This window comes from Streptomyces sp. NPDC018693 (assembly GCF_044391385.1).
Classification (GTDB): Bacteria; Actinomycetota; Actinomycetes; order Streptomycetales; family Streptomycetaceae; genus Streptomyces.
Genome location: NZ_JBIRZZ010000003.1, coordinates 65,169 through 88,716, shown reverse-complemented (window position 1 = coordinate 88,716; position 23,548 = coordinate 65,169). Strand labels below are relative to the sequence as shown.

The following is a 23,548-nucleotide window of genomic DNA, read 5'->3' as shown; positions in this document are numbered from 1 at the left end:
AGCCGTACCCGTGTCCAGGGCCCTGTCCATCCTGCGGCGGCTGCGCGGGAGGCTGCGTCATCGCTGGGTGTCCTCCTTGTCGGGTCCCGGAGGACCAGCGGCACTGTGCGGATCACGTGCCTCGCAACTCTCCACGCCTCACCCGCACGGCACGGTTCCTTCCGGCCTCCGCGCGCGTCCCGCCCACCTCGAACCACAACAACTTCCCGCCACCGCGACCGAACGGCCCCTCACCGAGGGACACCCCGCCCCAGCAGTCGGCGTATTCCTGTACGAGCCGCAGCCCGCGCCCGTCGCCGGCGCGCGCCGGGGCAAGCGGAACCCGGTCGTGGGGCGGCCGGTCGAAGGGCGCGGGAATACGGGGTTCGGTGTCCCAGACCCCGACGCGGAGCCGCGCGTCGGCGAGCGCGGTGAGGCGGAGGGATGCGGGCCCGTCGGTGTGCAGGAAGGTGTTGGTGACCATCTCGGAGGTCAACAGCTCGACGACATCACGCACTTCGTGTCTGCCGTACCCGTCGAGCACGGACCTCACGGTCGTACGTGCGACCCGTGCCGCGCGGGGGTCGTGGGGCAGGCGCAGGGCGTACACCCAGGTGTCGGACGGGGATACGGTGCCCATGGAAACCTCCGGAGACGTGGCAGGAAGGGGATTTGGGCCCGCTCAACGACCACGCCGGGCGGTGGCATTGCCTGGGTTGGTGCGCTTCCGGCTTACGGGCGAGGTGGGTTGGGCGGTATGGGTCCTAAACTAGAGGCACAACGGAAGATGTATCTCCCAAACCTTAGAGAGATGTCCGCGATTACTTCGTGTGGGTTACAGGAACGCCGCGTTGCGGCCTGGAAGGAGGCGCCTTGCCACCCACCAATAACCCGACACTGCGCCAGCGGCGTCTCGGCGCCGAACTGCGCAAACTACGTGAACGCGCTGGGCTCACCGTCACCGAGGCCGCCTCGCAACTGGGCGTCAATCAAGGGCGCGTCAGCATGATCGAAACCGGCCGGAGCTCTCTGAGCGCCGACCGTGTCCGAGCAGTGGCATCCGCCTACGACTGCTCGGACGAGGCCCTGATCGAGGCCCTGGCTGCGATGACGAGGCGCCGGTCGCGCGGCTGGTGGGAGGAATACCGCGAGCATCTGCCCGCCGCGCTGGTCGACCTGGCCGAACTCGAACATCACGCCACTGGTCTGCGGGTAGCCCTGGCGATGCACATCCCGGCACTGCTACAGACCACGGACCACGCCCGCGCCCTCTTCCATGCCGTGGTACCGCCCATGCGGCAGTACGAGATCGAGCACCGCCTCACCTACCGCATCAAACGGCAGGGCATCCTGCACCGTGAGGAGCCGCCCCCGTACTCGGCGATCATCCACGAGTCGGCCCTGCGCATGAGCTTCGGCGGCCCCGACGTCAAGCGCGGTCAGCTCAAGCATCTCCTCGGCATGAGCGAGCTGCCCAACGTCACCATCCGGGCGATCCCATTCGACTCGGAGCACTACCCGAGTACCGGGCAGTCCTTCGACTACGTCGAGGCTCCGGTCCCTCAGCTCGACACTGTGCAGCTCGACACCCATCACGGCGGCTGCGGATTCCTCGACGCGGAGGCACAGCTGAGCAAGTACCGTGCCGTGCTCGACCACATGGAGTCCTGCGCCCTCGGCCCAGCCGAGTCACGCGACTTCATCCACAGCCTCATCCAGGACAGCTGAGAGAGACCGACCGTGCAGACCCTCCGCTGGCAGAAGTCCACTTACAGCGGCGACAGTTCGAACTGCGTCGAGATAGCCACCGCCCCCGCCACCATCCACATCCGCGATTCCAAATCCACCACTGGCCCCCACCTCACCTTTCCCCCCACCACCTGGTCGGTCTTCCTCCGATACGCGCGGAACACACGACACGTCTCGCCCGGCTGATCCACATGCAAGTTCTTGCAAGTTCCTGTTTCGGGTTCGGCATTGAGCGCAAGATCGAGCACTGAGGCCCAACGACAAGGGAGGAAGCGATGGCTCTGATCAAGCTTGGCCAGGATCCCGAGAGCCCGGAAGGCAAGTCCCCCACCATCTACCTCGACGACGAGAAGGGCACCTATCTGGTGCAGGGCTGGAAGGTGGACGACGAGGACCGGCGTTCGCAGCTGGACCTCCCCGGCCACGAGGACGTCATCGAGATCCCGAAACGCATGGTGCAGTTCTTCCCGGAGGTGAAGAACGGTGGCAGTGCCGACTCTTGAGGACCGGCTGCGACGCTGCACACGCTCCGCAGTCCATTTGGAGATGCGCGACGAGTACATGCGCTCCGACCCTCGGTTCATCTCATGGCAGAACGGCGTCCGTGACGATCCCTCCGAAAGAGACCCGGAGCGTCGGCCGTGGCTACGGCTCATCGCCGACCTCGTCGCCCAGGGAGTTGAAATACGCAGGGCCCGAATCGTGTCGGAGCCCGTGTCGGACTACATCCGATTCGAACATCACCTGACCGGCCCCACCGTGGAGGCTGGTGAGCAAGTACGCTGGCTGCCTCGCCGTCGCGCATCCGGGCTGGCGCTGCCCGGGAACGACTTCTGGCTCTTCGACGACAGCTCAGTGGTCTTCCACCACTTCGCTGGCAACGGCGAACTCGCACCGGAGGACGAGGAGTTCACCGACGATCCCGCCGTCGTGAAGCTGTGCGCGGATGCGTTCGAATCAGTCTGGGCCCTAGCGGTGCCGCATGCGGCCTACAGGCTCGCCTGATCCACAATCCCCAGCGTGACTTCATCTGGTGTTCAGCAGGCACGGCAGGCCCTTGGTCGGCGTCTTCGCGAGATTCGCAAGGACGCCGGCCTCACAGCTCGGGAGCTGGCCAGACGTGCCGACTGGCACGAGTCAAAGTGCTCGCGACTTGAGAACGGGCGCACACCTCCATCCGACGCGGACATCCGGACGTACACGACGCTTTGCGCCGCCCAGGATCAGACCGCCGACCTGATCGCCACGGCACGTGGCATCGAGGGCGCGTACGTCCAGTGGCGGCGCATGGAGCGGGCGGGCCTGCGGCGCGTCCAGCAGTCTGTGGCGCCACTCTTTGAACGCACCCGCCGCTTCCGCGTCTACCAATCCTGGGTGATCCCTGGCTTGCTCCAGTCGGCCGCCTACACCCGCGCCGTACTCAGCACCGTGGCCCACCTCCGAGATGTACCCGACGACATCGACGACGCCGTGGCCGTCCGCATGGACCGGCAGCGCATCCTGCACTCTGGCAACCACCGGTTCGCCATACTCGTCGAGGAATGGGTGCTGCGCACGGTCATCGGCGATAACGGCACCATGGCCGGAGCACTCGGCCACCTGATCTCCGTCGCGTCGCTGCCTTCCGTCAGCCTGGGCGTCATCCCGCTCGGCACTCCGCGCGGTGCCGGATGGCCCGTCGAGTCGTTCACCATGTACGACGACGCACAGGTGAACGTGGAACTCGTCTCCGCGCACCTCACCGTCACCCAACCCGGCGAGATCGCGGAGTACGCGAAGGCGTTCGCCGAACTGTCCGCCATTGCCGTGTACGGCGCACAGGCCAGGTCGCTCATCACCGCCGCTATCGACGCCATCGGGTGATCGCTGCGCAAGCTCATGCAAGTCCATGGATCGGCAACCCGCTGCCTCCATACGTTCGTTGCAGCGAGAGCCGATCAGCCGTGGAGGCGACGTATGGAAACGCAGAAGCTGCAGGATTACGACCTGACCGAGCTGCCTGCCGAGCTCTCCGCCGTACCCGGCTGTGCCATGTGCCTGTCCTTCGTGGTCACCAGGCAGAACGCTCGGTCCAGCGGAGACTACAGCGCCGTTCCCGACGCCAACGTACGGATGCGCCTGCACCACGAAGAGGCACACGCGTCATGAGCAGGGGAACGCGCGATCTCTTCGCCGACCGACCGCTAATGACGATTCGGGTTTCCCGCGACTCAGGGCAGACCTGGGGGCCCGAGCTGGCCGTCCGCGCCACGCACGATCTTCCGCCTCTGCTCGCGTCCGCTTGGCCGCCGTGCGAGTGCCGACGCTGCACGGAACGCGGTCGCGATTCCCGGCACTGAGTTCCCTTCTCCCCTCTCCCCATCAACTTCTGCCCATACATGGGCGGTTGGCGGTCCGGCCACGGCCGCGAAGACGATCAGGAGGCACGCTGATGCAGAACGGCACCGACCTGTACGCCCTCGACATCGACACCGCTGTGTTCGCCAAGGCGTGCGGCGGCAACACCCACCCCGACGGCGAGTCCTGCGTCACCCTCGCCCGGATCGGCGACGACGCCTGGGCCCTCGGCGACAGCAAGCGGCCGGACACGCAGCCGCTCCGCTTTACCAGGGCTGAGCTGGACGCCGCCGGCATCGACCCGGCGCGCTTCGGGCTCAACGCCTGACCCTCGCCTCACACCGGCCGGGCCGGGTCCGTCCCCCGTCTCCGGACCGTGCCCGGCCGGCACGTCTCGAACGGGAACGACCAGTGCACCACCACGGCTACCTATGGACCGGCCCCAAAGAGCGCTTCGACCAGGAAGCCGTGCGACGGCCCCCGCACCCCGAGCCTCCTCCAGCCGGAAGCAAGCCGGAGCTGATCCAGCGCTACCGGGAAGTGGCGGCGGAGTTCCCCACCATTGATCTGCCTCCGCTGGAAACGGCGTACTGGCTGATCAAGCCGCGCTCCCTGGTGTGCGGCACATGGCACGAGCCGAAGGAAGCGGCGGCCTGGCTCGGGGAACGGCTGGCGGAGTACGCACCCCGGTTCGCCTCGGACCGGGACCGTGACACCACCCGTCTGACCGTGCTGTTGAACACCACTGCTGAGCGGCTGGAGTCAGGCACGGACGTCTCACTGGGCTTCTACCTCGAACGCCCCTCGTTCCTGTCCTTGGCACTGGTGACGTGCTCCCCGAACCATTCGAAGCCCGAACTGGCCTGTCCGGCCCCCCGAAATGAATCTCCAAGCGGTCACCGCAACGCCGAGCAAGCCGGTCGCCAGTGAGGCAGCCGACGCCGGCTGGGCGCGGCGGCGGCCGGGGCGGAGTGCGGGGACCGGTGCGGTGGGTGGTGCTCGGCTTCCGGTCCCCGGCTCTGGTCATGCGACGATGTCGATCGGGTAGTAGTAGTCGATCGGATGCACGGCCAAAGAGCCTGTCCGCGGCCCGAACGGCGCTTGCCAGTCGCCGGTGCCGCTGTAGAAGTAACTGTCGTGGCGGCTCCCCGGGTATGCCAACAGGTCAGGGCGGCCGTCGCGGTTGCCGTCGCCGATACCGACCAGGTCGCTGTAGACGTTCCAGCCGCCGCCGATCCTCACGCGGCTCGCGAAGGTGCCGTTGCCGTAACCGAGATAGAGCCACAGCACGCCGTCACGGTCACGGGCGAGCAGGTCGCCCGCGGCAGCGCCGCCGACGTTACCCATGGCGGTGATGTCGTTATAGATGCCCCAGCCGCCACCGACCTTCACTCGAGTGGCGAAGGGGGCACTGTAGTTGCCGGTGCCCTTGTAGAGCCAGAGCACCCCGGAGGTGTCGGTGGCAAGGAGGTCGGCCTTGCCGTCGCCGGTGTAGTCGGTGCCGCCGGTGAGCTTGTCGTAGATCTGCCAGCCGCCGCCGATCTTGATGCGGCTCGCCAACGTGCCGTCGCCCTTGCCGAGGTACAGCCACAGCACACCGCTGCCGTCGCGGGCGATCACATCGGCGTGGGCGGCACCGCCGACGTTGCCGACGGTCTCGATCCGGTCGTAGATGTTCCAGCCGCCGCCGATGAGCTTCGTCCCTGCCACCCCCAAGGGTTCGGAGGGGTTGAGCGAGTGCGTGTCCCTGTTCCACAGGCGCCCGGCGGTGTCCCGCGCGAGCGTGTTCGGCGTGCCGTTGTCGTCGAAGTCGTGGGGCTGGGTGCGGACGACCTTGAACGTGCCGGAGGCCGTGAAGCCATCGCCGATGGTGTTGAGCGGCTGGACGTCGATCAACCACGTGTAGTCGCCGTTGTGGGCGCTGGCATACGCGGAACCCAGGTCACCCTGCCAGTCCCAGCGGACGGTCGCCCCCGGGTTCGTCAGGTAGATGGACCGGGTCTTCCCCGTGCGCACGTGCCGCAGAGTGATGTCCACGGCCACGTTGCCTCGGGACAGGTTCCAACCCAGGGTCGCCTGACCGCCATTGCGGTCCAGGTCGACCACGGCCGGGATGGTATGACCGGTCAGCGTGACCTCGGTGAGCTCGCCGGTGCTCGCGACCAGAGTGGCGGCCGGGACGCCGTCCTCACCGGGCGCGATCCGGTACACGCCTTCGTTGTCCGCGATGGTGCCGCCGCGTGCGAACAGCGTGCCGTCGGGGGCGATGGCGGCGGAGGTCAGATGGTGGAGGAGCCTGGGCTCGGGTCCATAGGACCTCAGGTGGTACGCGGTCAGACCGTCCTCGTAGGACCAGTCAACGGAGTCGAGGCTGCTGCGGTTGCCGAACATCAGCCAGTCGCCCTGCAGGGCGATCTCCACCGCCCTGGGCCGCGCCCTGCCCACCCAGACGTTCTCGGACGTACCCGTGGAACGCTCCGTGGCCACCACAGTGGCCTCGGCGATCTTGGTCGGGTCGGTGTACTCGACCCAAGCCACGTCCGTAGCCGACACCGCGATGTCCGAGCCCTCGGCGGTGGCCGGCAGCTCGTAGGTCTCCGTCACCGCGCCGGAGGCGAGATCGAGGAGGCCGAGGAAGCGCTTGGTGTCCGGCCCCGTGCCGGTGGACCAGGTCACCTGGGCGTGGGCGGCGGTACCGGCCGCGACCGTCACGTCGGCGGCGGTCTCCGGAAGGCCGGCCACCGTCCGCAGGGCCTCGCTGTCGCTGTGCATGCGGAGGGTCTGGCCGCCTGCCGAGTTGTCCAGCGTGGTGAACAGGGAGGTGCCGGCGGCGCCCGCGTAACCGACACCGCTGTCGGACGGGCCGAGGTTGTAGGCGTGGACCGTCGATCCGCTCGCCATGTCCATGAGCTTGGCGGTGGCGTCGCCGGGGGTGTACCTGGCGACGAGATCACCGGTCCCGGTGCCCTGGACGGTGGTGTTCCCGGCCCATTGCGCCCCGAAGCCGCCCGAGGCGGGCAGCCAGCTCCGGGTATCGGTGGCATCGTTCCGGGTCAGGTAGCCCGTGGCGGTCGCGCCGTCCAGGACATCACCCTTCGGGAACGGGATGACTGACTGCGCCTCAGCTCCCGTGGTCGCAGCGACGGCGGCGGGCGCGGCAGTCGCCGGGGCGGTGGTCAGGCCGGTGCCGAGTCCGGTGGTAGTGAGGGCGAGGACGGTGGCGACGGCAGTGGCGAGGCGTCTTCTGGCGGCGGTTCTCTGTACGGAACGCAAGGGGAGGGTCCTTCGAATCGTGTGACTCAGACGAAGAGGTTGTACGTGCGGATCGCGTTGAAGGAGCGGAAGACGTCCGCGCGGCCGTTGAGCGGTCTGCGCCAGTCGCCCGTGCTCGTGTAGAGGTAGGGGTCGGGGCTCTCGTACCGCAGGCCGGTCGCGTACACGTCGGGGCGGGCGTCGCGGTTGCCGTCGCCGATGCCGAGGAGGTGCTGGTAGGTGTTCCAGCCGGCGCCGATCCGGGTGCGCGGGGCGAAGGTGCCGTTGCCGCGGCCGAGGTAGAGCCACAGCACGCCGTCACGGTCGCGGGCGACCAGGTCACCGGCAGCGGCACCCGCGATGTCGCCGGTGGCGGCGATCTGGTCGTACGTGCCCCAGCCGCCGGAGCCGATCTTCACTCGGGACGCGAACGGGGCTCGCCAGTTCCCGGTGCCCTTGTAGAGCCACAGGGCGCCGGCCCTGTCGGTGGCGACGAGGTCGGCGCGGCCGTCGCCGGTCAGGTCGCTGCCGCCGGTGAGCTGGGTGTACGTGTTCCAGCCGCCGCCGATCCGGACGCGGGACGCGAACGGGGCCTTGACGTTGCCCGTGCCGAGGTAGAGCCAGAGCACGCCGTCACGGTCCCGGGCCACCAGGTCGCTCCCGGGCGCGCCGCCGAGGTTTCCGGACGCCTCGATGCGGTCGTAGATGTTCCAGCCGCTGCCGACGAGGGTCTCGGGGTACTGGTGGAAGCCGCCGTACTCCAGCGCGTCGTAGGTCTTCTTGAGCCACAGCCGCCCCGTCGTGTCCCGTGCGAGGACATCCGGGTAGCCGTCGGCGTCGTAGTCGTGCAGGCCGGGCTTGCGGGCGACCGTGAACGTTCCCGAGGCGGCCAGGTTCGGGCCGATGCCGTCGAGCGGCCGGGCGTTGATCTGCCAGGTGTACGAGCCGCTCCTGGCACCGGAGAACATGCCGGAGGCGCCGTTCCACGAGACGTCGCCCTCCCAGTCGAAGTAGACCCGGTGCGGGTCGTCGTAGCTGACCGACAGGGGATACACGGTCTCCCGCTTCGTCTCCCCGGTGCGCGTGTTGCGCAGGGTGACGTCCACGACCACGTTGATCCGGGACAGCTGCCACTCCAGCCGGAACCGGCCGCCGGTCCTGTCCAGGTCGATCACCGCGGGGATCTTGTGGCCGAGCAGCATCACCCTGGCCGGATCGCCGGTGCTCGCCACGAGCGTGGCGGCCGGCGCCCCGTCGGCGCCGAGGACGATCCGGTACAGGCCCACGTCCCCGGTCGCGGTGGCGCCGCTCGCGTGCAGCGTGCCGTCGGGTGCCGTGGCCGTCTGCCGTACCTGGTCGAGGACCTTGCGGGTGGCGTTCGTGGTGAGGTTGCGCGCCGTCAGCGCGTACAGCGGGTTCGGGTCAGACGCGACCTCTCCGCCGTCGATCCCGTACGTCACCCAGTCGCCCACCAGGCCGACCGCCACCTTCTCGCTGGTCAGGCCGAGGGGGATCCGCTGATCCGCGCCGGTCCCGCGAGGGGCGACCACCACGTGCTTCTTCCCGGTGGAGTCGGTCTCGTCCCAGGCGACGCGCGTCCCCGAGACGGCGACGGAGTCGGGGGCGGAAGCCATGGCGTGCGTCTTGACGACGGTCCCGGCGGAAACGTCGACCAGCGCCCACTGGCGGCCACGGGGGGTCTGGTAGACCAGCACGGCATGGGTGGGGGTGCCCGCCCGGACGGTCGGGTCCGTCGCGTCCTGCGGCAGGCCGGTCACCGTACGCTTCGACAGCTCGCCGTCCGCCTTGCCGACCAGGTGGACGTCGTGGCCTCCGGCGCCGTTCGAGGTCCGTACGAAGAGGGTGGCGCCGACCGCGCCGACGGCCTGGCCCTGCGGCCCCATGTCGCCCGGGTTCAGGGTCAGTACGGAGGTGCTCGTGCTCATGTCGCGGAGTTCGACGAGGCCGCTGGACTTGAGGATCAGCACGACATCCGACGCCCTGGAGGCCATGGCGACCCACCCGGGCTCCGCCAGGTGGGTGGACGAACCGTCAGCGAAGCTGGTCCACCGGTCGAGGCCGTCGTTGCCCCAGGTCAGGAACCCGGTCGAGCCGACACCGGCGAGCGTGGTCCGCCCGCTCGGATACGGCACCACCGTCTGCTCCCCCGCCTCGCCGGCCGTCGCGATGACCGACCCGGGCGCCGACGCGGGCGCGGCCGTGGCCGCGTGGCCCCCGACCAGGGTGGTTGCCAGGACCACACCGATCGCGGCAGTGAGGCGCAGCCGGAAGACATGGGTACGGCGCAAGACGACGGTCCCTCCCCTGAAACGGACCGCGGCGAACCGCAGCCGCGCGGAGGTGACCGGCCGGGATCCCTCCCCCTCGGCCGAAGAAACGTCACCTCGCGATGATCTGCTGGAGGGTATCAGCGCCCTCCGACACCGGCATCAGGGATACGGCGGCCGCTGTTCAGGCGCCGTGCGCCACCGTCATTATCTCCGCCGGCGATGACGGCGAGGCGTCCGGCGACGGCTCGGCGCTGCTGGGCGGCGGTGAGGCGGGCGGGGATTCCACCGGCGGGTCGGCCGGGCCGGTCGACGGCGGCGCGCTGCTCGCCCCCGTGCCGGGCTCCGGCGCCGATCCGCTCGGCGAGGGGCCGCCCGGCCCCGGCACGGTGGCGGAGGCACTGGGGGGCGCCGGGGCCGCGGAGGCGGTCGGTGCGGTACTCGGCCCGGGGTCGGCCGTGGCAGGGGCGGAGGGGGACGAGGTCGTGCGCGAGGTCACCGGAGCCTGGGCTCCCCGACGGGGGTTCGTGGAGGAGACGGGCGGCTGCGAGCCGTCCACCTGCCCCGCCGCCGACCTGCCGTCGTCCCGCCCGGACTCCGGCAGCCACTGCGTGCCGGGGCCGCCCGGCAGCAGACTCCCGACGAAGGCCGCCGCGTAGGCCCCGCAGCCGAGGGCCGTGATGATGCCGATGCGCTGGAGGGCACGTCCGCGATCGAATCCACGGCCACGACCGGACGACGTACGACCACGGCTTCCGCCCTCGCCGACAGGGTCCCCGGCGCCACCGGCCCGCTCAGGCCCGTCGAGGCCGCCGACGCCCGTCGAGCCGGCGGGCCCCTCGGGACCAGGACCGCCAGGACCGAGCACACCAGACCCATCGGACCACTCAGGGCCGCCGGACCGCTCAGGGCCGCCGGGCCGCTCAGGGCCGCCGGGCCGCTCAGCCCCATCGGACCACTCAGCCTCACCGGACCGCTCAGGGCCACCGGACCACTCAGCCCCACCGGACCACTCAGCCCCACCGGACCGCTCAGCCTCACCGGGCCGCTCAGGGCCGCCGGGCCGCTCAGCCCCATCGGACCGCTCAGGGCCACCGGACCACTCAGCCCCACCGGACCACTCAGGGCCACCGGACCACTCAGGGCCACCGGGGCCAGTAGGTCCACCGGGCCCAGTCGAGCCACCGGGGCCAGTCGGGCCACCGGGGCCAGTCGGGCCACCGGGGCCAGTAGGGCCAACGCCCCACCTCCCTGGCGCACCCACCCCTTCAGGGCCGTCGAGGCCCGCAAACGCCTGCGTGTCCCCCACCACCACCGGCACCTCCCCCGTCGGCAACGCCGCCTCGGGCCAGACCGGTTGGGCCTCTTCCCGCCAGTTCCTCACGTGCGCACTTCCCCCACGGGACGGTTCGGGGTGCGCGGACGCCCCGGGCACACGTCGATCGCACCGGCCCCCGCCCGGTCCGCCCGCTCTTGCACCCCTCTGTGCCGTCTGTGCCCGGGTCGACGAATCTAGCGCAGACATGTCCCCCCGTGTACGGGATGCACTCATTTAGACATCGTCGTCTTGTACGACGGAGACAGCTGGGGACACATCCGGCCGAGCCATCACCTCCCTGTCGACGTCCGGAACCCACCCCCCGTCAGGCACCCGCAACCAGCCCTCCTCCCCCGCGACCCCGGCCGCCGCCCCCCGCAGCGCGTCCAGGGCCGGATGCACCAGCCCTTTCCGCCACACCAGCGACACCGGGGACAGCGGGACCGGGTCGACGAGCGGCCGCGACACCGTCCCCGGCATGGCCGGAAAGCCCACCACCGCGAGCACCGGCGTCCCGCTCTTCTCGATGATCCGCCGGAACTCCTCGTCCCCGACGGCCAACGGAGCCGGCGCCGCGACCTCGATGCCCCGCCCGTCGAACAGCCGGTGCGCGAGGTCGGTCCACTCCGGGGTGCGCGGATTCCCGGCCCCGGCATACACCCGCTCCCCCGCCAGCCCGGCCAACGGCACCTCCGTCAGCCCGGCCAGCCGGTGGTCCTCGGGCAGTACGACGGCCATCGGCTCGTATCGCACCGGCTGATGCTCCAGCCCGGACCGCAGCGCCGGGTCCAGCCCCGCGAACCGCCCGAACGACGCGTCCAGCCGCCCCGCGAGCATCTCGGCCGCCGCGCCGGTCAGCCCGCTCTCGTAGCGGGCCATCAGCTCCAGTTCGGGGACGAGTTCGCGGGCCCGCGCCAGTACCCGGCGCCCGGTGGCCAGGCCGGGCGAGTTGAGGTCCACCAGCAGGGGACGCGCCTGGGAGAAGGCGTTCAACAGCTCCTCCTGCGCCGCCAGCACCCGGCGCGCGTACGGCACCAGCCGCTCCCCGTCGGGCGTGAGCGTCACCTGACGGGTGGTCCGTACGAACAGTTCGGCGCCCAACTCCCGCTCCAGCCGCCGCACATCGCGACTGAGCGCCTGCTGGGCGACGTAGAGACGGGCCGCGGCCCGGGTGAAGTGCAGCTCCTCGGACACGGCGAGGAAGGCGCGCAGGAGGCGGGGGTCGAGGTGAGTGGCGGGCACCTGGTGAACGTACAACGCGGCCGCCACGCAGCGCCATTGACAATTGAGGTGCGTGAATCGGCCCCCATCAGGTGTTGGACGCGTTGATCGCTCCGGCGCGACGGTTGATCCATGCCGCCGTCACCCACCCCGATACTCACGGTCACCGCCGACACCCTGGTGGCCGCCGACTTCACCCCTCGAATCCCCAGTCGCACGCCCGGCCCGTACCGCCGCCTCCTCGCCACCCCCGGCGCCCGCGCCTTCACCGCCGCCGGCCTGCTCGCCCGGCTCCCCATGGGCATGCTCGGCATCAGTGCGATCCTGATGGTCGCCGACGCCCGCGGCTCGTACGCCCTCGCCGGCGCCCTCACCGCGACCGGGCTCGCGGCGACCGCACTGGTCGCCCCCTGGATCGCCCGGCTCATCGACCGGCACGGGCAGGCCCGGATCGCCCTTCCCGCCACGCTCCTGGCGACGCTGAGCTCCGTCGCCCTGCTCCTCTGCCTGCGCCACAACGCCCCCACCTGGACGTTGTTCGCCGCGTACGCCGCGACCGCGACCATCCCGAACATCGGCGGGCTGTCCCGCGCCCGCTGGGTCCACCTCCTCAAGGACGACAAGGACGACAAGGACAACACGAGCGGCAAGAGCGACAAGAACAGCAAGAGCGGCAAGGAGGACCCCCGGTCCCTGCACACCGCGAACTCCTTCGAGCAGTCAGTCGACGAGCTGTGCTTCATGCTGGGCCCGGTCCTCGCGGCCTTCCTCTGCGAGGCCCTCTTCCCGGAGGCCGGTGTGCTGGTCGCCCTGTCGCTGCTGGTCACAGGCGTGGCCCTGTTCACCGCCCAGCGCTCCACGGAACCCCCGTCCCAGCCGTTGCCGCCCGCCTCGCGGAGCCGGAACACACCGCTCCGCGCTGTCGGCATGCGCCCCCTGCTGGCCGTCTGCCTCGCGATGGGCGCGGTGTTCGGCGCGACGGAGGTCGTCACCATCGCGTTCGCCGACGAGCGCGGGCACCGCGCGGCGGCGGGGCTGATCCTCGCCCTCCAGGCCGCCGGTTCGTGCGCGGCGGGCCTGCTGTACGGGGCGGTGAGCCGGGCCGGCTCCGCCGAGCGCCGCTACCCGTGGTGCATCGCCGCGATGGCCGCCCTGCTGACGCTGCCCCTGCTCGCCGCGGCCCTGACCGGCTCGCTGACGGTGCTGGCGGGCGCGGTGCTGATCGCTGGTATGGCGACCGCTCCCACCATGATCACCAACATGGCCCTGATCCAGCGCCGTACCCCCGAGGGCCGCCTCAACGAGGGCATGACCCTGGCGGTGACCGGCCTGCTCGGCGGCATCGCGGGCGGGAGCGCGGCAGGGGGTTGGATGGTGGAGCACGTCTCGGCGACGGCCGGGTACGGCGTACCACTCGCCGCGGCGACCATCGCCCTCCTCGCCTCACTGATGGCTACCCGACCTCTGGCCGCCCCCGGGCAATCCCCTTGCGCCATTTCCCGCACCACCCATTGACACGGCTCGAGCAGCTCGGCCTGCGGCGGGTCCCCGGCGATCTGTCGGTCACCGCGATCTGCCCCGACGACCTCGCGGAGAGCCGCATACCGGTCACGTCCGTCGCCCTGCCGTCGGCCGAGAGCACGGCGCCACGACCGGCGTGGACGTTCGTTTGACGTCAACGCGAAAGCCCCGCTGCTCGGGAAGGAGCAGCGGGGCTTTCGCCACATGGGATGAGTGGAGATGGCGGGAATCGAACCCGCGTCCAACGGTGCGGAACCAGGGCTTCTCCGTGTGCAGTCTGGTGCGAGTTTCTCAGCCCTCCGGATCACCCAGACAAGTCCGGAACGGGCTCAGTCACTGTTTGATTTCCCTCTTCACCCCGTGACCGGGATCAAGGTTTAGTTCCCTAGCTGATGCCAGGATCCGGGTCGGGAACAGCCCCGGGCTGACACTTCGCAAGTCGCTACTTAGGCAGCGAGGGCGAAGGAATCGCGCTTGGTGTTGGCGATTATTGGTTTCGGCCTGTGGTTTACGAGATCATGGCCGCTTCCTCGACACGCTTCCCCTGCTTCGACAGCCGCTGTCGAAACCGATCATCCCCATGTTGATTTTTCAAACCCTGTACCCGCTGTGGGGTACAGGCGCCATCGTACGTGACCAACGCACGCCGATGCCAGCGTATTCCCGCCCCCCTGGGCGCCCTGCTCCACGCCCCGCTACGCGCCCCGCTGCCGCCGCTTCGCCGCCGCGATCGCCCGGTCCGCCTCGCGCCGGTCCTGCTGCTCACGCAGGGTCTGCCGCTTGTCGTACTCCTTCTTGCCCCGTGCGAGCGCGATCTCGGCCTTCGCGCGTCCGTCCTTGAAGTACAGGGCGAGCGGCACGATGGTGTGCCCCGTCTCGTCCGCCTTGACCGCCAGCTTGTCGATCTCCTCGCGGTGCAGCAGCAGCTTGCGCTTGCGGCGCGCGGAGTGGTTGGTCCAGCTGCCCTGGCTGTACTCGGGGATGTGCGCGTTGAACAGCCACGCCTCGCCCCCGTCGACCTGGACGAAGCCGTCGACCAGCGAGGCACGGCCCTGGCGCAGCGACTTCACCTCGGTGCCGGTGAGCACCAGCCCGGCCTCGTAGGTGTCGATGATGGCGTAGTCGTGGCGGGCCTTCTTGTTCTGCGCGACGATCTTGCGCTTGCCGCCCTTCTCGCCGTCCTTGGCCTTGGCGGCCGTCCCGCCCTTCTTGGGCTGGGACTCCTTGGGTACGTACATTCCCTTGCTCATAGTGCCGTCCATTTTCGCACCACGGAGGGGGCCGACGGGAAGCCATTAACCGTTCCTAGAGACTGAGTGGGAGTGAGTCCTGTTGCCAGGACTCGTGCTCAGCCGAGCGCCCCGAACGGTGTTGGGCGTTCTGGTCGACCGCGTTCGCTCCGCGTCCGGCGTACACGGATCGTGTCCGTGGTCCGGGGATGCGGGGGCGGTTTCCCTCACGCCCCGGGGCCACCGGTTCGGCCTGGTCGGTCCGATGCCCCGCACGATCGCTCCGGTCGTGCGGGGGCGGTGCCGTCCGTCGCCGGATCGGGTGTCCCAGGGCGCGTCTTGCGATCGCCACGGCGGCCGCGTCGTGGCGAGAAGTCTTCCTGTTCTTGCTGGTGAGGGGCTTCTGCCAGTGCTGGGCGCCCCACTTGCTGGTGTAGGCGGGGTCGACGGCGACGACGGGGATGCCGAGTTCGGCCGCCATGGACACCAGCCGGGCGCGCAGCCTGCTGACGGGCATGCCGGAGATGAGGTGGCGGAACCGTTTGCGGCGGCCGTGCTTCTCCCGGGTGGTCTCCGCCTGGAAGTCGAGGTCTTCGAGCGCGATGGCCAGGCCGTGGCGCTCGGCCCAGTGCAGCAGGCGGATCAGGGCGTGTCTGACCTGCGCGTCGCGGTGCCGGCTGGTGCCGGACAGGTCGTAGAAGAAGCGCCGTGGGTTGCCGATGGGGTTGCCGTGTGTGTCGAGGCGCCAGGCGGCGAGGTGGTCGGCGTTGGTGTCGAAGCCGATCAGGCCACCGGCACGGGCCGCCTCCAGCGGCACCGTCTGGGCCGGGGGGATCGTCCAGGACGCGCTCAGGTACCAGCGCCCGCGGATCACGTCCTCGTGGATGCGATAGGCCACGGCCCGGTTCGCCGCCACGCGGTCGGCCCACTGCTCACCCCGGTGTGCGAACGCCACACGGGTGGTGAGGACGTACCGGCCGTGCGGGGCGTTCGCCAGGTGCGTCAGCGGCGCGGGAAGCCTGATCGAGACCTCGCCGTCGTCGGTGACCCGGATGGTCTCGTTGCCGAACCGCTTCCCGGACTCGCCATCGGCCTGCAGGAACCGGCGCCCGGCCTCCCACCGCTTGCGCCACTGCTCTTCCGTGAGCTGCGCCTGTTCCAGGTGGTGGCGGGTGTTCATCAGCCGTTTCCCACCGCGCACCACGCGCACCCGCCCGGCCTCACGCTCCGCCCGGGCTGTTTGAAGCCGGTCCTCCAGCACACGCAGGCGGCGGGACTTGGCGAACCATTCCTGCCTGCTGCGGTAGCCGCCCGGAGCCTTCTTGCTGCCCTTCGCCCCCACGGGCAGGGACAGCCGGTGCCCGATGGTGTCGATCCCGGCTTGAAGGCTCTGGATGTGCGCGAGCTGGCCGCGCCGGGCGAGTGCCCACTGGTCGTGGGTGGCCTTCGTGACCGACCCGGCCCAGCGGGAGGAGGACTCCTGCGTGAGAGCGCGCTTGCGCTCGGCCCACTGCTCACCGCCGTGCTCCGGCCCGGCCGCGCACCGTGCCTTCAGATCACGGGAAGCGAGCGAGCCGAGGTGGTCGCCGACCAGACGCAGTACCGTCTCGTCCCCGGCGGTCAGGTGCTTGAGCCGGGTCCGGATCGCGACCCCCGAGGGGCCGGGCACCACGAACGGCGCCGCCACCTCCCGCAGCCCACCCACCCCTTTCACCCCCCAACCGGTGTCGCGGAAATCCGTCACCACACCCAACGACCACCACCGGCAAAGGTCACACATCCGATACACGAACTCCCGTTCCCCACCGGAATGCGGGATGCCAACCACTGCCCGGAAACTCACACCTGCACGCCAGAACACGCTCAAGCGCCGTCAGTCGCCACCTGTTCACAACCCCCGAGCCGTCGCCCCCGGCAGGGCCCGCTACCCGCCCAGCCCGCTGAGCACGGTCTCCGCCTGCCGCAGCGCTGCGGTGTCCGAACCGTCCGCCTCCAGGTCCGGCGTGATGCCGGTGCCGTCGACGGTGTGGCCGGAGGGGGTGCGGTAGTGGCCGACGGTGAGCTCCGCGACGGAGCCGTCGGGCAGGCGGCTCGGCATCTGCACCGAGCCCTTGCCGAAGGTGCGGGAGCCGACGACGACGGCGCGGCCGCGGTCCTGGAGGGCGCCGGTGAGCAGCTCGGCCGCGCTCATGGTGCCGCCGTCGACCAGGGTGACCAGGGGCCTGGTGGTGTCGCCGCCGGGCTCGGCGTGCAGGGCGCGCTGGTCGCCGTCGACGTCGTACGTGGCGACGAGCCCTCCGTCGAGGAAGGCGGAGGCGGTGCCGACGGCCTCGGTGACCAGTCCCCCGGAGTTGCCGCGCAGGTCGAGCACGAACCGGGCGCCGGCGGGGGCCTTCCGTACGGCGGTCCGTACGGACTCCCCGACGCCCTTGGTGAAGGCGCCGATCCTGATGACGGTGACCTCGTCGGCGAGCTTCTGCACGGTGACCGAGTCGGTCGACAGGCTGGCCCGGCGCAGCGTCTGGCTCCACGCGCGCGTGCCGCGCTCCAGGCGGAGCGTGACCGGCGTACCGGCCGCCGCGTCGGTGGCGTCACCGCGCAGTAAGGAGACGACGTCGGTGACGGGCAGCCCGTCCACCTGCCGGCCGTCGACACTGATCAGCCGGTCCCCGGCCCGGAGCCCGGCGGCCGCCGCGGGCGACCCGCTCTGCACCCGGGTCACCTCGATACGGCCGTCCCGCTGACGCCGCGCGCCCAGCCCGACGCCGGTGTAGCGGCCGTCGAGGGCCCGCGCGAACTCCTCGTACTCGCCCTCGGAGTAGACGGCACCCCAGCGGTCCCCGCTCCGGCTGACGGCGCGCTCGGCGGCCTCCACCGGTGACTTCCCGTCCGCCATCGCCTCGGCGGCGGCCTCCGCGACCTCGGCGTGTCGGCTGCTCGGCGCGACGGCCTGCCGCGCCTCACCGTCCGTGCCCCGCGGCTCACCGGTGGTCCCCGGCAGCGACCCGGTGGCCGCCCCGGCGACGAGCACACCGGCGAACACCAACGTCAGGACGGCCCCGCGGCCGACACGGCGGGGCTGACAGAACAGGTCACGCTCTGACATGGCGGTGAGTCTAGGGGAACGCAAAAGGGCCGTACGGGGACTTGCCCGTGCGGCCCTCTTGGCGTGCGTCACACCTTGAGGTACTTGCGCAACGCGAAGAACGCCGCCAATGCGGGCATCAGCAGGCTGGTGGCCAGGATGAGCGGAAGCTTCGTCAGAACGGCGTCCCAGCCGATGAAGTCGATCAGCTCCAGCTTCTGGGACAGGGCCAGGCCGTGATCGATGATGAAGTACCGGGCGATCACCAGGAAACCGCAGGCGACGGCGCCTCCGATGAGTCCGGCGACCGCGGCCTCCGCGATGAACGGCGCTTGGATGTAGAAGCCCGAGGCACCGACGAGGCGCATGATCCCGGTCTCGCGCCTTCGGCTGAACGCGGAGACGCGCACCGTGTTGACGATCAGCATCAGCGCCACGACGAGCATCAGCGCCATCACCGCGCGCGCGGCCCAGTTCATGCCGTTGAGCAGCTGGAAGAGGTTGTCGAGGGTCTCCTTCTGGTCCTCCACGGACTGCACCCCGTCCCGCCCGTCGAAGGCGGTGGCGACGACCTGGTACTTCTCCGGGTCCTTCAGCTTGACCCGGTACGACTCCTGCATCTGGTCCGGCGTGAGCGAGGCGGCCAGCGGGGACTGGCCGAACTGCTCCTTGTAGTGCTTGTACGCCTCGTCCTGCGACTCGTAGAGGACCGTGTCGACCGCGGGCATCTTCTTCAGGTCGGCGAGGATCTCCTTCTTCTGGTCCTCGGTGACCGCGCCCTTGGCGCAGTTGGAGTCCACCTCGGCGTCGCTCTTGTTGCAGAGGTAGATCGAGACGTTGACCTTGTCGTACCAGTAGCCCTTCATGGTGTTGACCTGGTCGCTCATGAGCAGCGAACCGCCGAAGAGGGCCAGCGACAGGGCGACGGAGACGACGACGGCGAACGTCATCGTCAGGTTGCGGCGGAGACCGACACCGATCTCGGACAGTACGAACTGGGCGCGCATGGCGTCTGGTTAAGCCTTTCCGTGGAGCGTGTCAGCGGTCAGTGCTGGTAGCCGTAGACACCGCGCGCCTGGTCGCGGACGAGGCGGCCCTTCTCCAGCTCGATGACGCGCTTGCGCATCTGGTCCACGATGTTCTGGTCGTGCGTCGCCATCACCACGGTCGTGCCCGTCCGGTTGATCCGGTCCAGCAGCTTCATGATGCCGACGGAGGTCTGCGGGTCGAGGTTGCCGGTGGGCTCGTCGCAGATGAGCAGCTTCGGCCGGTTGACGAAGGCCCGCGCGATGGCCACACGCTGCTGCTCACCGCCGGAGAGCTCACCGGGCATCCGGTCCTCTTTCCCGCCCAGCCCGACGAGGTCGAGCACCTGCGGCACGGACTTGCGGATCTCGCCGCGCGACTTGCCGATGACCTCCTGCGCGAAGGCGACGTTCTCGCCGACCGTCTTGTTCGGCAGGAGCCGGAAGTCCTGGAACACCGTCCCCAGCTGGCGGCGCATCTGCGGCACCTTCCAGTTGGAGAGGCGCGCGAGGTCCTTGCCCAGGACGTGCACCTGCCCGTGGCTGGCCCGCTCCTCGCGGAGGATCAGCCGCAGGAAGGTGGACTTTCCGGAGCCGGAGGATCCCACGAGGAAGACGAACTCGCCCTTCTCGACCTCAAGGGACACATCCCTGAGGGCGGGGTGGCTCTGCTTGGGGTAGACCTTGGAGACGTTGTCGAATCGGATCACGGGTGCACCACGGGTCGCCGGGGGTAGATGGCGTGACCATACGCGACCGGGGCCCGCAAGCGCAGGCGCCGTACGGGGTTCGGTGGGGCTTGTGCGCTTTTGCCCGGTGTTCTGTACAAGGTCTCCACTCCGGGACGCCCCGCGCGGGCCTTGCGGGAACCTGGCACAGTGGTGGGGGAACGTTCGGGTTTCCGTGTGCGTTGTATGGAGCAGAACCGGTGCAAGGAGGGCGAGCGCATGACGTACGACCGGTTGGTGTGCGCGAACTGCGCCGCGCCCGTGAGCGAGGGCCGGTGCCCCGTGTGCCGTGCGAACCGCGAGCGGCTGCAGCAGGAGAACTTCTTGGCGGGCCTGAACCCGATAGCCCTGATCGCGCTGCTGGCGGTGCTGGTCGCGGCGGTGGCGCTGCTGGCGCACCAGACCGCGTGAGTACGTAAACCGAGTACGTAACCGAAGAGGCCCGGAGCTGGCTGCTCCGGGCCTCCTTCGTAGCTACTTGTGCCTACCGTCAGGCGGCAGCGGCACCCCGGCCGGCCGCGAGGCGCGGAAGGACGCGGAAGCCGATACCACCGGCGATCATGGTGGCGGCGCCGACGATCAGGAAGGTCGTCTGACCGGCACCGGTCTCGGCCAGCTCCTTGTCGCCGCCCTGGGCGGTGTTGTCGGACGAGCCCGAGGTCTGCGAGGTGTCGGTCAGCGCGGAGCTGCCCACGTTCTGCGCGGAGTTGTTGTTACCGCCACCGTTGGTGTCGGTGTTGCTGCCGCCGGTACCGCTGCCGGAACCGCCGGTGCTGCTGTCGGAGCCACCGTTGCCGTTCTCGGACCCACCGTTGCCGGAGCCGCCGTTGTTTCCGGAGCCGCCGTTGTTGCCGGAGCCGCCGTTGCCGTTGGAGCCACCGTTACCCGGGTTCGTGGGAGGGACCTCCGGGTTGGTCGGGGGCACCTCCGGGTTGGTCGGAGGGACCTCCGGATTCGTGGGAGGGACCTCCGGGTTGGTCGGGGGCACCTCCGGGTTCGTGGGAGGCACTTCCGGGTTGGTCGGGGGCACCTCCGGGTTCGTGGGAGGCACCTCCGGGTTCTCACAGTCCGGCGTGACGACGATGTCGCACGGGTCGTTCTCGTTCTCGTTCTGGACCTCGAGCGTCGCGACGAGGCCGCTCTCGCCGCCTTCGTTGCCGTCGATTGCCTGGGCCGCGCCGGCCACGGTCAGCGAGGCGCCCGCGGCGATCACAGCGCCGGCGGCGATGCGCGCGACCCGGATCCGCGTCTTATTGGTCATATGGTTGCTACCCCCAGTAGCTGTTCGTCAATGAGGCCGCGCTCGGGGCCGTGATCAACGGAGGCAGCTGAGTTGTAGCGAAGTCCCCCGGCTCACATGCGCCCCAGAGATACGCATGCCAGCCTTCACCCTTCCCATTTTTCAAAGCAGCGTCAAGGCCGTTGCGCACGCAATGTCCAGCTCCGTACGCAATGCCGGGTCTCAGACCTGTGAGTGTGATGTAAAACCCAGACAAACAACAACCGCCCGCGAATACCGAGCCGGTATGGCGGGCGGTTGTCATGTCGACAAATTTACTTCTCCTGCTGCTTGCGCCAGCGAATGCCGGCCTCCAGGAAACCGTCGATCTCGCCGTTGAACACGGCCTCCGGGTTACCGACCTCGAACTCGGTGCGCAGGTCCTTGACCATCTGGTACGGGTGCAGGACGTAGGACCGCATCTGGTTGCCCCACGAGTTGCCGCCGTCGCCCTTGAGGGCGTCCATCTTGGCCTGCTCCTCCTGTCGGCGGCGCTCAAGGAGCTTCGCCTGGAGGACGTTCATCGCGGTGGCCTTGTTCTGGATCTGCGACCGCTCGTTCTGACAGGAGACGACGATGCCGGTGGGCAGGTGGGTGATGCGCACGGCGGAGTCGGTCGTGTTCACACCCTGGCCACCCGGCCCGGAGGACCGGTACACGTCGATCCGCAGCTCGCTCTCGTCGATCTCGACGTGGTCGGACTGCTCGACGACGGGGAGGACCTCGACACCCGCGAAGGAGGTCTGCCGACGCCCCTGGTTGTCGAACGGGGAGATCCGGACCAGCCGGTGCGTGCCCTGCTCGACGGACAGGGTCCCGTAGGCGTACGGCGCCTGCACGGAGAAGGTGGTCGACTTGATGCCGGCCTCTTCGGCGTACGACGTCTCGATCAGCTCCGTCTTGTAGCCGCGCTGCTCGGCCCAGCGCAGGTACATCCGCTGGAGCTTCTCGGCGAAGTCGGCGGCGTCCACGCCACCGGCCTCGGCGCGGATGTTGACGAGCGCCTCACGGGAGTCGTACTCACCGCTGAGCAGCGTCCGGACCTCCATCTCGTCCAGCGCCTTCTTGACCGCCGCGAGCTCGGACTCGGCCTCGGCCCGGGTGTCCGGGTCGTCCTCCTCCTCGGCCATCTCGAACAGCACGACGAGATCGTCGATCCGTCCGCGCAGCGCCTCGGCCTTCCTCACCTCCGCCTGGAGGTGGGACAGCTTGCTGGTGATCTTCTGCGCCTCGTCCGGGTTGTCCCACAGGGACGGCGCGGCCGCCTGCTCCTCGAGCACGGCGATGTCTGCCCTCAGCTTGTCGAGGTCCAGAACGGCCTCGATCGACTCCATGGTCGAGGAGAGGGACTTGAGCTCTTCGGATACATCGACGACTGCCACGCCCTCCAGCGTAACGGCTCCGCCAGGCGGCATGCCCCGGCGACTACCCGGTCACGCTCCGTAACGCGAGACGAACGCCAGCCAGGCCACCCGGCTGACGACGAGCACCGGCCCGTCGGGGTTCTTGCTGTCACGGACGGGGACGACGTCGGGGATAGCGGGGGCTATTTCGATGCAGTTGCCGCCGTTGTCGCCGCTGTGGCTGCTCTTGATCCAGGTCGCCGCGCTCAGCTCGTACCTGTCCATGCTGCTCGTACCCCTCCATCACGTCGCTGATCAGAGCGACGGACTCGCGGGCCGACGGTACGTCCGCCCTGAGCACATCATAGGCTCGGCTGTGCCGCCTGAAGACGGTTGGATCACTGTTGAAATGACCGCGATCCAGCGACTCCGAGTACACCCACCGCTGCCCGTCGGGCAGTTCGATCAGCGACATGGAGCTGTTGGGACGGATGACGTACGGCAGGTACGAGGGGACCACCTGAATACGGACGTTGGCGCGGCGCGCGACCTCCAACAGGTGCGCGCACTGGCCGCGCATGACGCCCGCGCTTCCCACCACGTTCCGCAGACAGCTCTCGTCCAGGAGGGCAACGTAAAACGGACCGTCGTCGGCCAGGAAGCGCTGCTGTCGGCTCAGTCGGGCGCGGACGCGCTCCTCCGCCTCAGCGTCACTCATGACGCGCGCGAACAGCGCCCACGCATAGTCGGGCGTCTGCAACAAGCCCGGAATGACGCGCTCTTGATACTCGCGCAGATCCACGGCATCCGCGTCCATCCTGGCCCTACGCTCGAACCAGTCCGAATGCTGCACCTCGGGGTACCAGTCGATCTTCCCCCACAACCGCAGCAACACCCCACCGGTGCCCAACAACTCATCGCACATCTTCGCGAACGTGTCCTGCGGCACCCGCGTACCCGCCTCGATGCGGGCGACATGGGACCGGTCGCACGGAATCTGCGCGGCCAGCGCCTCCTGCGTGAGACCGGCGGCTTCGCGGAAGTGCTTGAGCACCTCGCCGAAGACGGCCGGCGCGGTGGCCCCCGCACTCCCTTCCGCATTGCGTCGACTCATGGCCGCCTCCCCCTGTGACAGTCGATCAATGACACGGGTCTGCCGTTGCGACCCGGCACTCCTCTGAGCAACGCTCGATC

General features: G+C 69.6%; 24 protein-coding genes, 1 other RNA gene and 1 pseudogene. 12 read left to right on the top strand and 14 right to left on the bottom strand.

The window, feature by feature from the left end; translation table 11 throughout:
• Nucleotides 1-112 precede the first annotated feature (112 nt).
• Entirely contained in the window at nucleotides 113-619 is a 507-nt protein-coding gene (locus ACH5AC_RS08725) for an ATP-binding protein (protein ID WP_398861000.1), read from the bottom strand.
• A gap of 233 nt (nucleotides 620-852) precedes the next feature.
• Here ACH5AC_RS08725 and ACH5AC_RS08720 point away from each other — a divergent pair, with 233 nt between their 5' ends.
• The 8 genes from ACH5AC_RS08720 to ACH5AC_RS08685 all read left to right on the top strand — a co-directional run bounded on the left by ACH5AC_RS08720 (nucleotide 853) and on the right by ACH5AC_RS08685 (nucleotide 4,995).
• A complete protein-coding gene (locus tag ACH5AC_RS08720) occupies nucleotides 853-1,707 on the top strand; it encodes a helix-turn-helix domain-containing protein (RefSeq protein WP_398860999.1) in 855 nt (284 codons plus the stop codon).
• Nucleotides 1,708-1,719: 12 nt separating this feature from the next.
• Entirely contained in the window at nucleotides 1,720-1,914 is a 195-nt protein-coding gene (locus ACH5AC_RS08715) for a DUF397 domain-containing protein (protein WP_398860998.1), read from the top strand.
• A gap of 89 nt (nucleotides 1,915-2,003) precedes the next feature.
• Complete coding sequence (locus tag ACH5AC_RS08710) at nucleotides 2,004-2,231, top strand: hypothetical protein (protein WP_398860997.1); 228 nt, start codon at nucleotides 2,004-2,006, stop codon at nucleotides 2,229-2,231.
• 43 nt (nucleotides 2,232-2,274) lie between these two features.
• Nucleotides 2,275-2,733 (top strand): DUF6879 family protein, encoded by a 459-nt coding sequence (locus tag ACH5AC_RS08705; protein WP_398860996.1) that lies wholly within the window; start codon nucleotides 2,275-2,277, stop codon nucleotides 2,731-2,733.
• 6 nt (nucleotides 2,734-2,739) lie between these two features.
• Nucleotides 2,740-3,591 carry a helix-turn-helix domain-containing protein gene (locus ACH5AC_RS08700; protein ID WP_398861614.1) on the top strand — a complete coding sequence of 284 codons (852 nt, stop codon included), beginning with the start codon at nucleotides 2,740-2,742 and terminating at the stop codon, nucleotides 3,589-3,591.
• 93 nt (nucleotides 3,592-3,684) lie between these two features.
• Entirely contained in the window at nucleotides 3,685-3,876 is a 192-nt protein-coding gene (locus tag ACH5AC_RS08695) for a hypothetical protein (protein WP_398860994.1), read from the top strand.
• A 283-nt stretch (nucleotides 3,877-4,159) separates the two neighbouring features.
• Entirely contained in the window at nucleotides 4,160-4,393 is a 234-nt protein-coding gene (locus tag ACH5AC_RS08690; RefSeq protein ID WP_398860993.1) for a DUF397 domain-containing protein, read from the top strand.
• 83 nt (nucleotides 4,394-4,476) lie between these two features.
• The gene (locus ACH5AC_RS08685) at nucleotides 4,477-4,995 is read left to right on the top strand and encodes a hypothetical protein (RefSeq protein ID WP_398860991.1); all 519 of its coding nucleotides are present in this window, start codon (nucleotides 4,477-4,479) and stop codon (nucleotides 4,993-4,995) included.
• Between the two features lie 93 nt (nucleotides 4,996-5,088).
• On the opposite strand, the gene ACH5AC_RS08680 is transcribed toward ACH5AC_RS08685, so the two are convergent.
• Together ACH5AC_RS08680 and ACH5AC_RS08675 are read right to left on the bottom strand one after the other, a co-directional pair.
• On the bottom strand, nucleotides 5,089-7,338 hold the full coding sequence (locus ACH5AC_RS08680) for an FG-GAP repeat domain-containing protein (RefSeq protein ID WP_398860990.1): 2,250 nt from the start codon (nucleotides 7,336-7,338) through the stop codon (nucleotides 5,089-5,091).
• 26 nt (nucleotides 7,339-7,364) lie between these two features.
• A complete protein-coding gene (locus tag ACH5AC_RS08675) occupies nucleotides 7,365-9,626 on the bottom strand; it encodes a VCBS repeat-containing protein (protein WP_398860988.1) in 2,262 nt (753 codons plus the stop codon).
• Between the two features lie 101 nt (nucleotides 9,627-9,727).
• Between ACH5AC_RS08675 and ACH5AC_RS08670 the strand changes: the two genes are divergently transcribed.
• A complete protein-coding gene (locus tag ACH5AC_RS08670) occupies nucleotides 9,728-10,264 on the top strand; it encodes a hypothetical protein (RefSeq protein ID WP_398860986.1) in 537 nt (178 codons plus the stop codon).
• Between the two features lie 893 nt (nucleotides 10,265-11,157).
• On the opposite strand, the gene ACH5AC_RS08665 is transcribed toward ACH5AC_RS08670, so the two are convergent.
• Nucleotides 11,158-12,165, bottom strand: coding sequence for a LysR family transcriptional regulator (locus ACH5AC_RS08665; RefSeq protein WP_398860984.1), 1,008 nt, complete (start codon nucleotides 12,163-12,165; stop codon nucleotides 11,158-11,160).
• A 111-nt stretch (nucleotides 12,166-12,276) separates the two neighbouring features.
• Here ACH5AC_RS08665 and ACH5AC_RS08660 point away from each other — a divergent pair, with 111 nt between their 5' ends.
• Complete coding sequence (locus ACH5AC_RS08660; protein ID WP_398860983.1) at nucleotides 12,277-13,659, top strand: MFS transporter; 1,383 nt, start codon at nucleotides 12,277-12,279, stop codon at nucleotides 13,657-13,659.
• 8 nt (nucleotides 13,660-13,667) lie between these two features.
• Nucleotides 13,668-13,781, top strand: a pseudogene (locus ACH5AC_RS08655) (LacI family transcriptional regulator); the annotation flags it as partial.
• A gap of 95 nt (nucleotides 13,782-13,876) precedes the next feature.
• On the opposite strand, the gene ssrA reads toward ACH5AC_RS08655, so the two are convergent.
• The 6 genes from ssrA to ftsE all read right to left on the bottom strand — a co-directional run bounded on the left by ssrA (nucleotide 13,877) and on the right by ftsE (nucleotide 19,714).
• Nucleotides 13,877-14,245, bottom strand: a transfer-messenger RNA (tmRNA) gene (ssrA, locus tag ACH5AC_RS08650).
• A gap of 115 nt (nucleotides 14,246-14,360) precedes the next feature.
• Entirely contained in the window at nucleotides 14,361-14,903 is a 543-nt protein-coding gene (smpB, locus tag ACH5AC_RS08645) for an SsrA-binding protein SmpB (RefSeq protein ID WP_398861613.1), read from the bottom strand.
• 67 nt (nucleotides 14,904-14,970) lie between these two features.
• Nucleotides 14,971-16,599: an IS200/IS605 family accessory protein TnpB-related protein gene (locus ACH5AC_RS08640; protein WP_398860982.1), complete on the bottom strand. Its 1,629-nt coding sequence runs from the start codon at nucleotides 16,597-16,599 to the stop codon at nucleotides 14,971-14,973.
• Between the two features lie 219 nt (nucleotides 16,600-16,818).
• Complete coding sequence (locus tag ACH5AC_RS08635; protein ID WP_398860981.1) at nucleotides 16,819-18,000, bottom strand: S41 family peptidase; 1,182 nt, start codon at nucleotides 17,998-18,000, stop codon at nucleotides 16,819-16,821.
• A 68-nt stretch (nucleotides 18,001-18,068) separates the two neighbouring features.
• Nucleotides 18,069-18,986, bottom strand: coding sequence for a permease-like cell division protein FtsX (gene ftsX / locus ACH5AC_RS08630; protein WP_398860980.1), 918 nt, complete (start codon nucleotides 18,984-18,986; stop codon nucleotides 18,069-18,071).
• 38 nt (nucleotides 18,987-19,024) lie between these two features.
• A complete protein-coding gene (gene ftsE, locus ACH5AC_RS08625) occupies nucleotides 19,025-19,714 on the bottom strand; it encodes a cell division ATP-binding protein FtsE (protein WP_398860978.1) in 690 nt (229 codons plus the stop codon).
• A gap of 237 nt (nucleotides 19,715-19,951) precedes the next feature.
• On the opposite strand from ftsE, the gene ACH5AC_RS08620 reads away from it, so the two are divergent.
• Entirely contained in the window at nucleotides 19,952-20,143 is a 192-nt protein-coding gene (locus ACH5AC_RS08620) for a hypothetical protein (protein ID WP_398860977.1), read from the top strand.
• A gap of 79 nt (nucleotides 20,144-20,222) precedes the next feature.
• Here ACH5AC_RS08620 and ACH5AC_RS08615 read toward each other — a convergent pair whose 3' ends face one another.
• From ACH5AC_RS08615 to ACH5AC_RS08600, 4 genes are all read right to left on the bottom strand, one after another.
• Nucleotides 20,223-20,993, bottom strand: a complete 771-nt coding sequence (locus ACH5AC_RS08615; RefSeq protein WP_398860975.1) for a hypothetical protein — start codon at nucleotides 20,991-20,993, stop codon at nucleotides 20,223-20,225.
• 293 nt (nucleotides 20,994-21,286) lie between these two features.
• Nucleotides 21,287-22,393, bottom strand: a complete 1,107-nt coding sequence (prfB, locus tag ACH5AC_RS08610) for a peptide chain release factor 2 (RefSeq protein WP_398860973.1) — start codon at nucleotides 22,391-22,393, stop codon at nucleotides 21,287-21,289.
• 51 nt (nucleotides 22,394-22,444) lie between these two features.
• Nucleotides 22,445-22,561, bottom strand: coding sequence for a DUF397 domain-containing protein (locus tag ACH5AC_RS08605; protein WP_398861612.1), 117 nt, complete (start codon nucleotides 22,559-22,561; stop codon nucleotides 22,445-22,447).
• On the bottom strand, nucleotides 22,524-23,468 hold the full coding sequence (locus ACH5AC_RS08600) for a Scr1 family TA system antitoxin-like transcriptional regulator (protein WP_398860972.1): 945 nt from the start codon (nucleotides 23,466-23,468) through the stop codon (nucleotides 22,524-22,526). Before ACH5AC_RS08600 ends, ACH5AC_RS08605 begins: the two co-directional genes overlap by 38 nt.
• Between the last annotated feature and the right edge of the window lie 80 nt (nucleotides 23,469-23,548).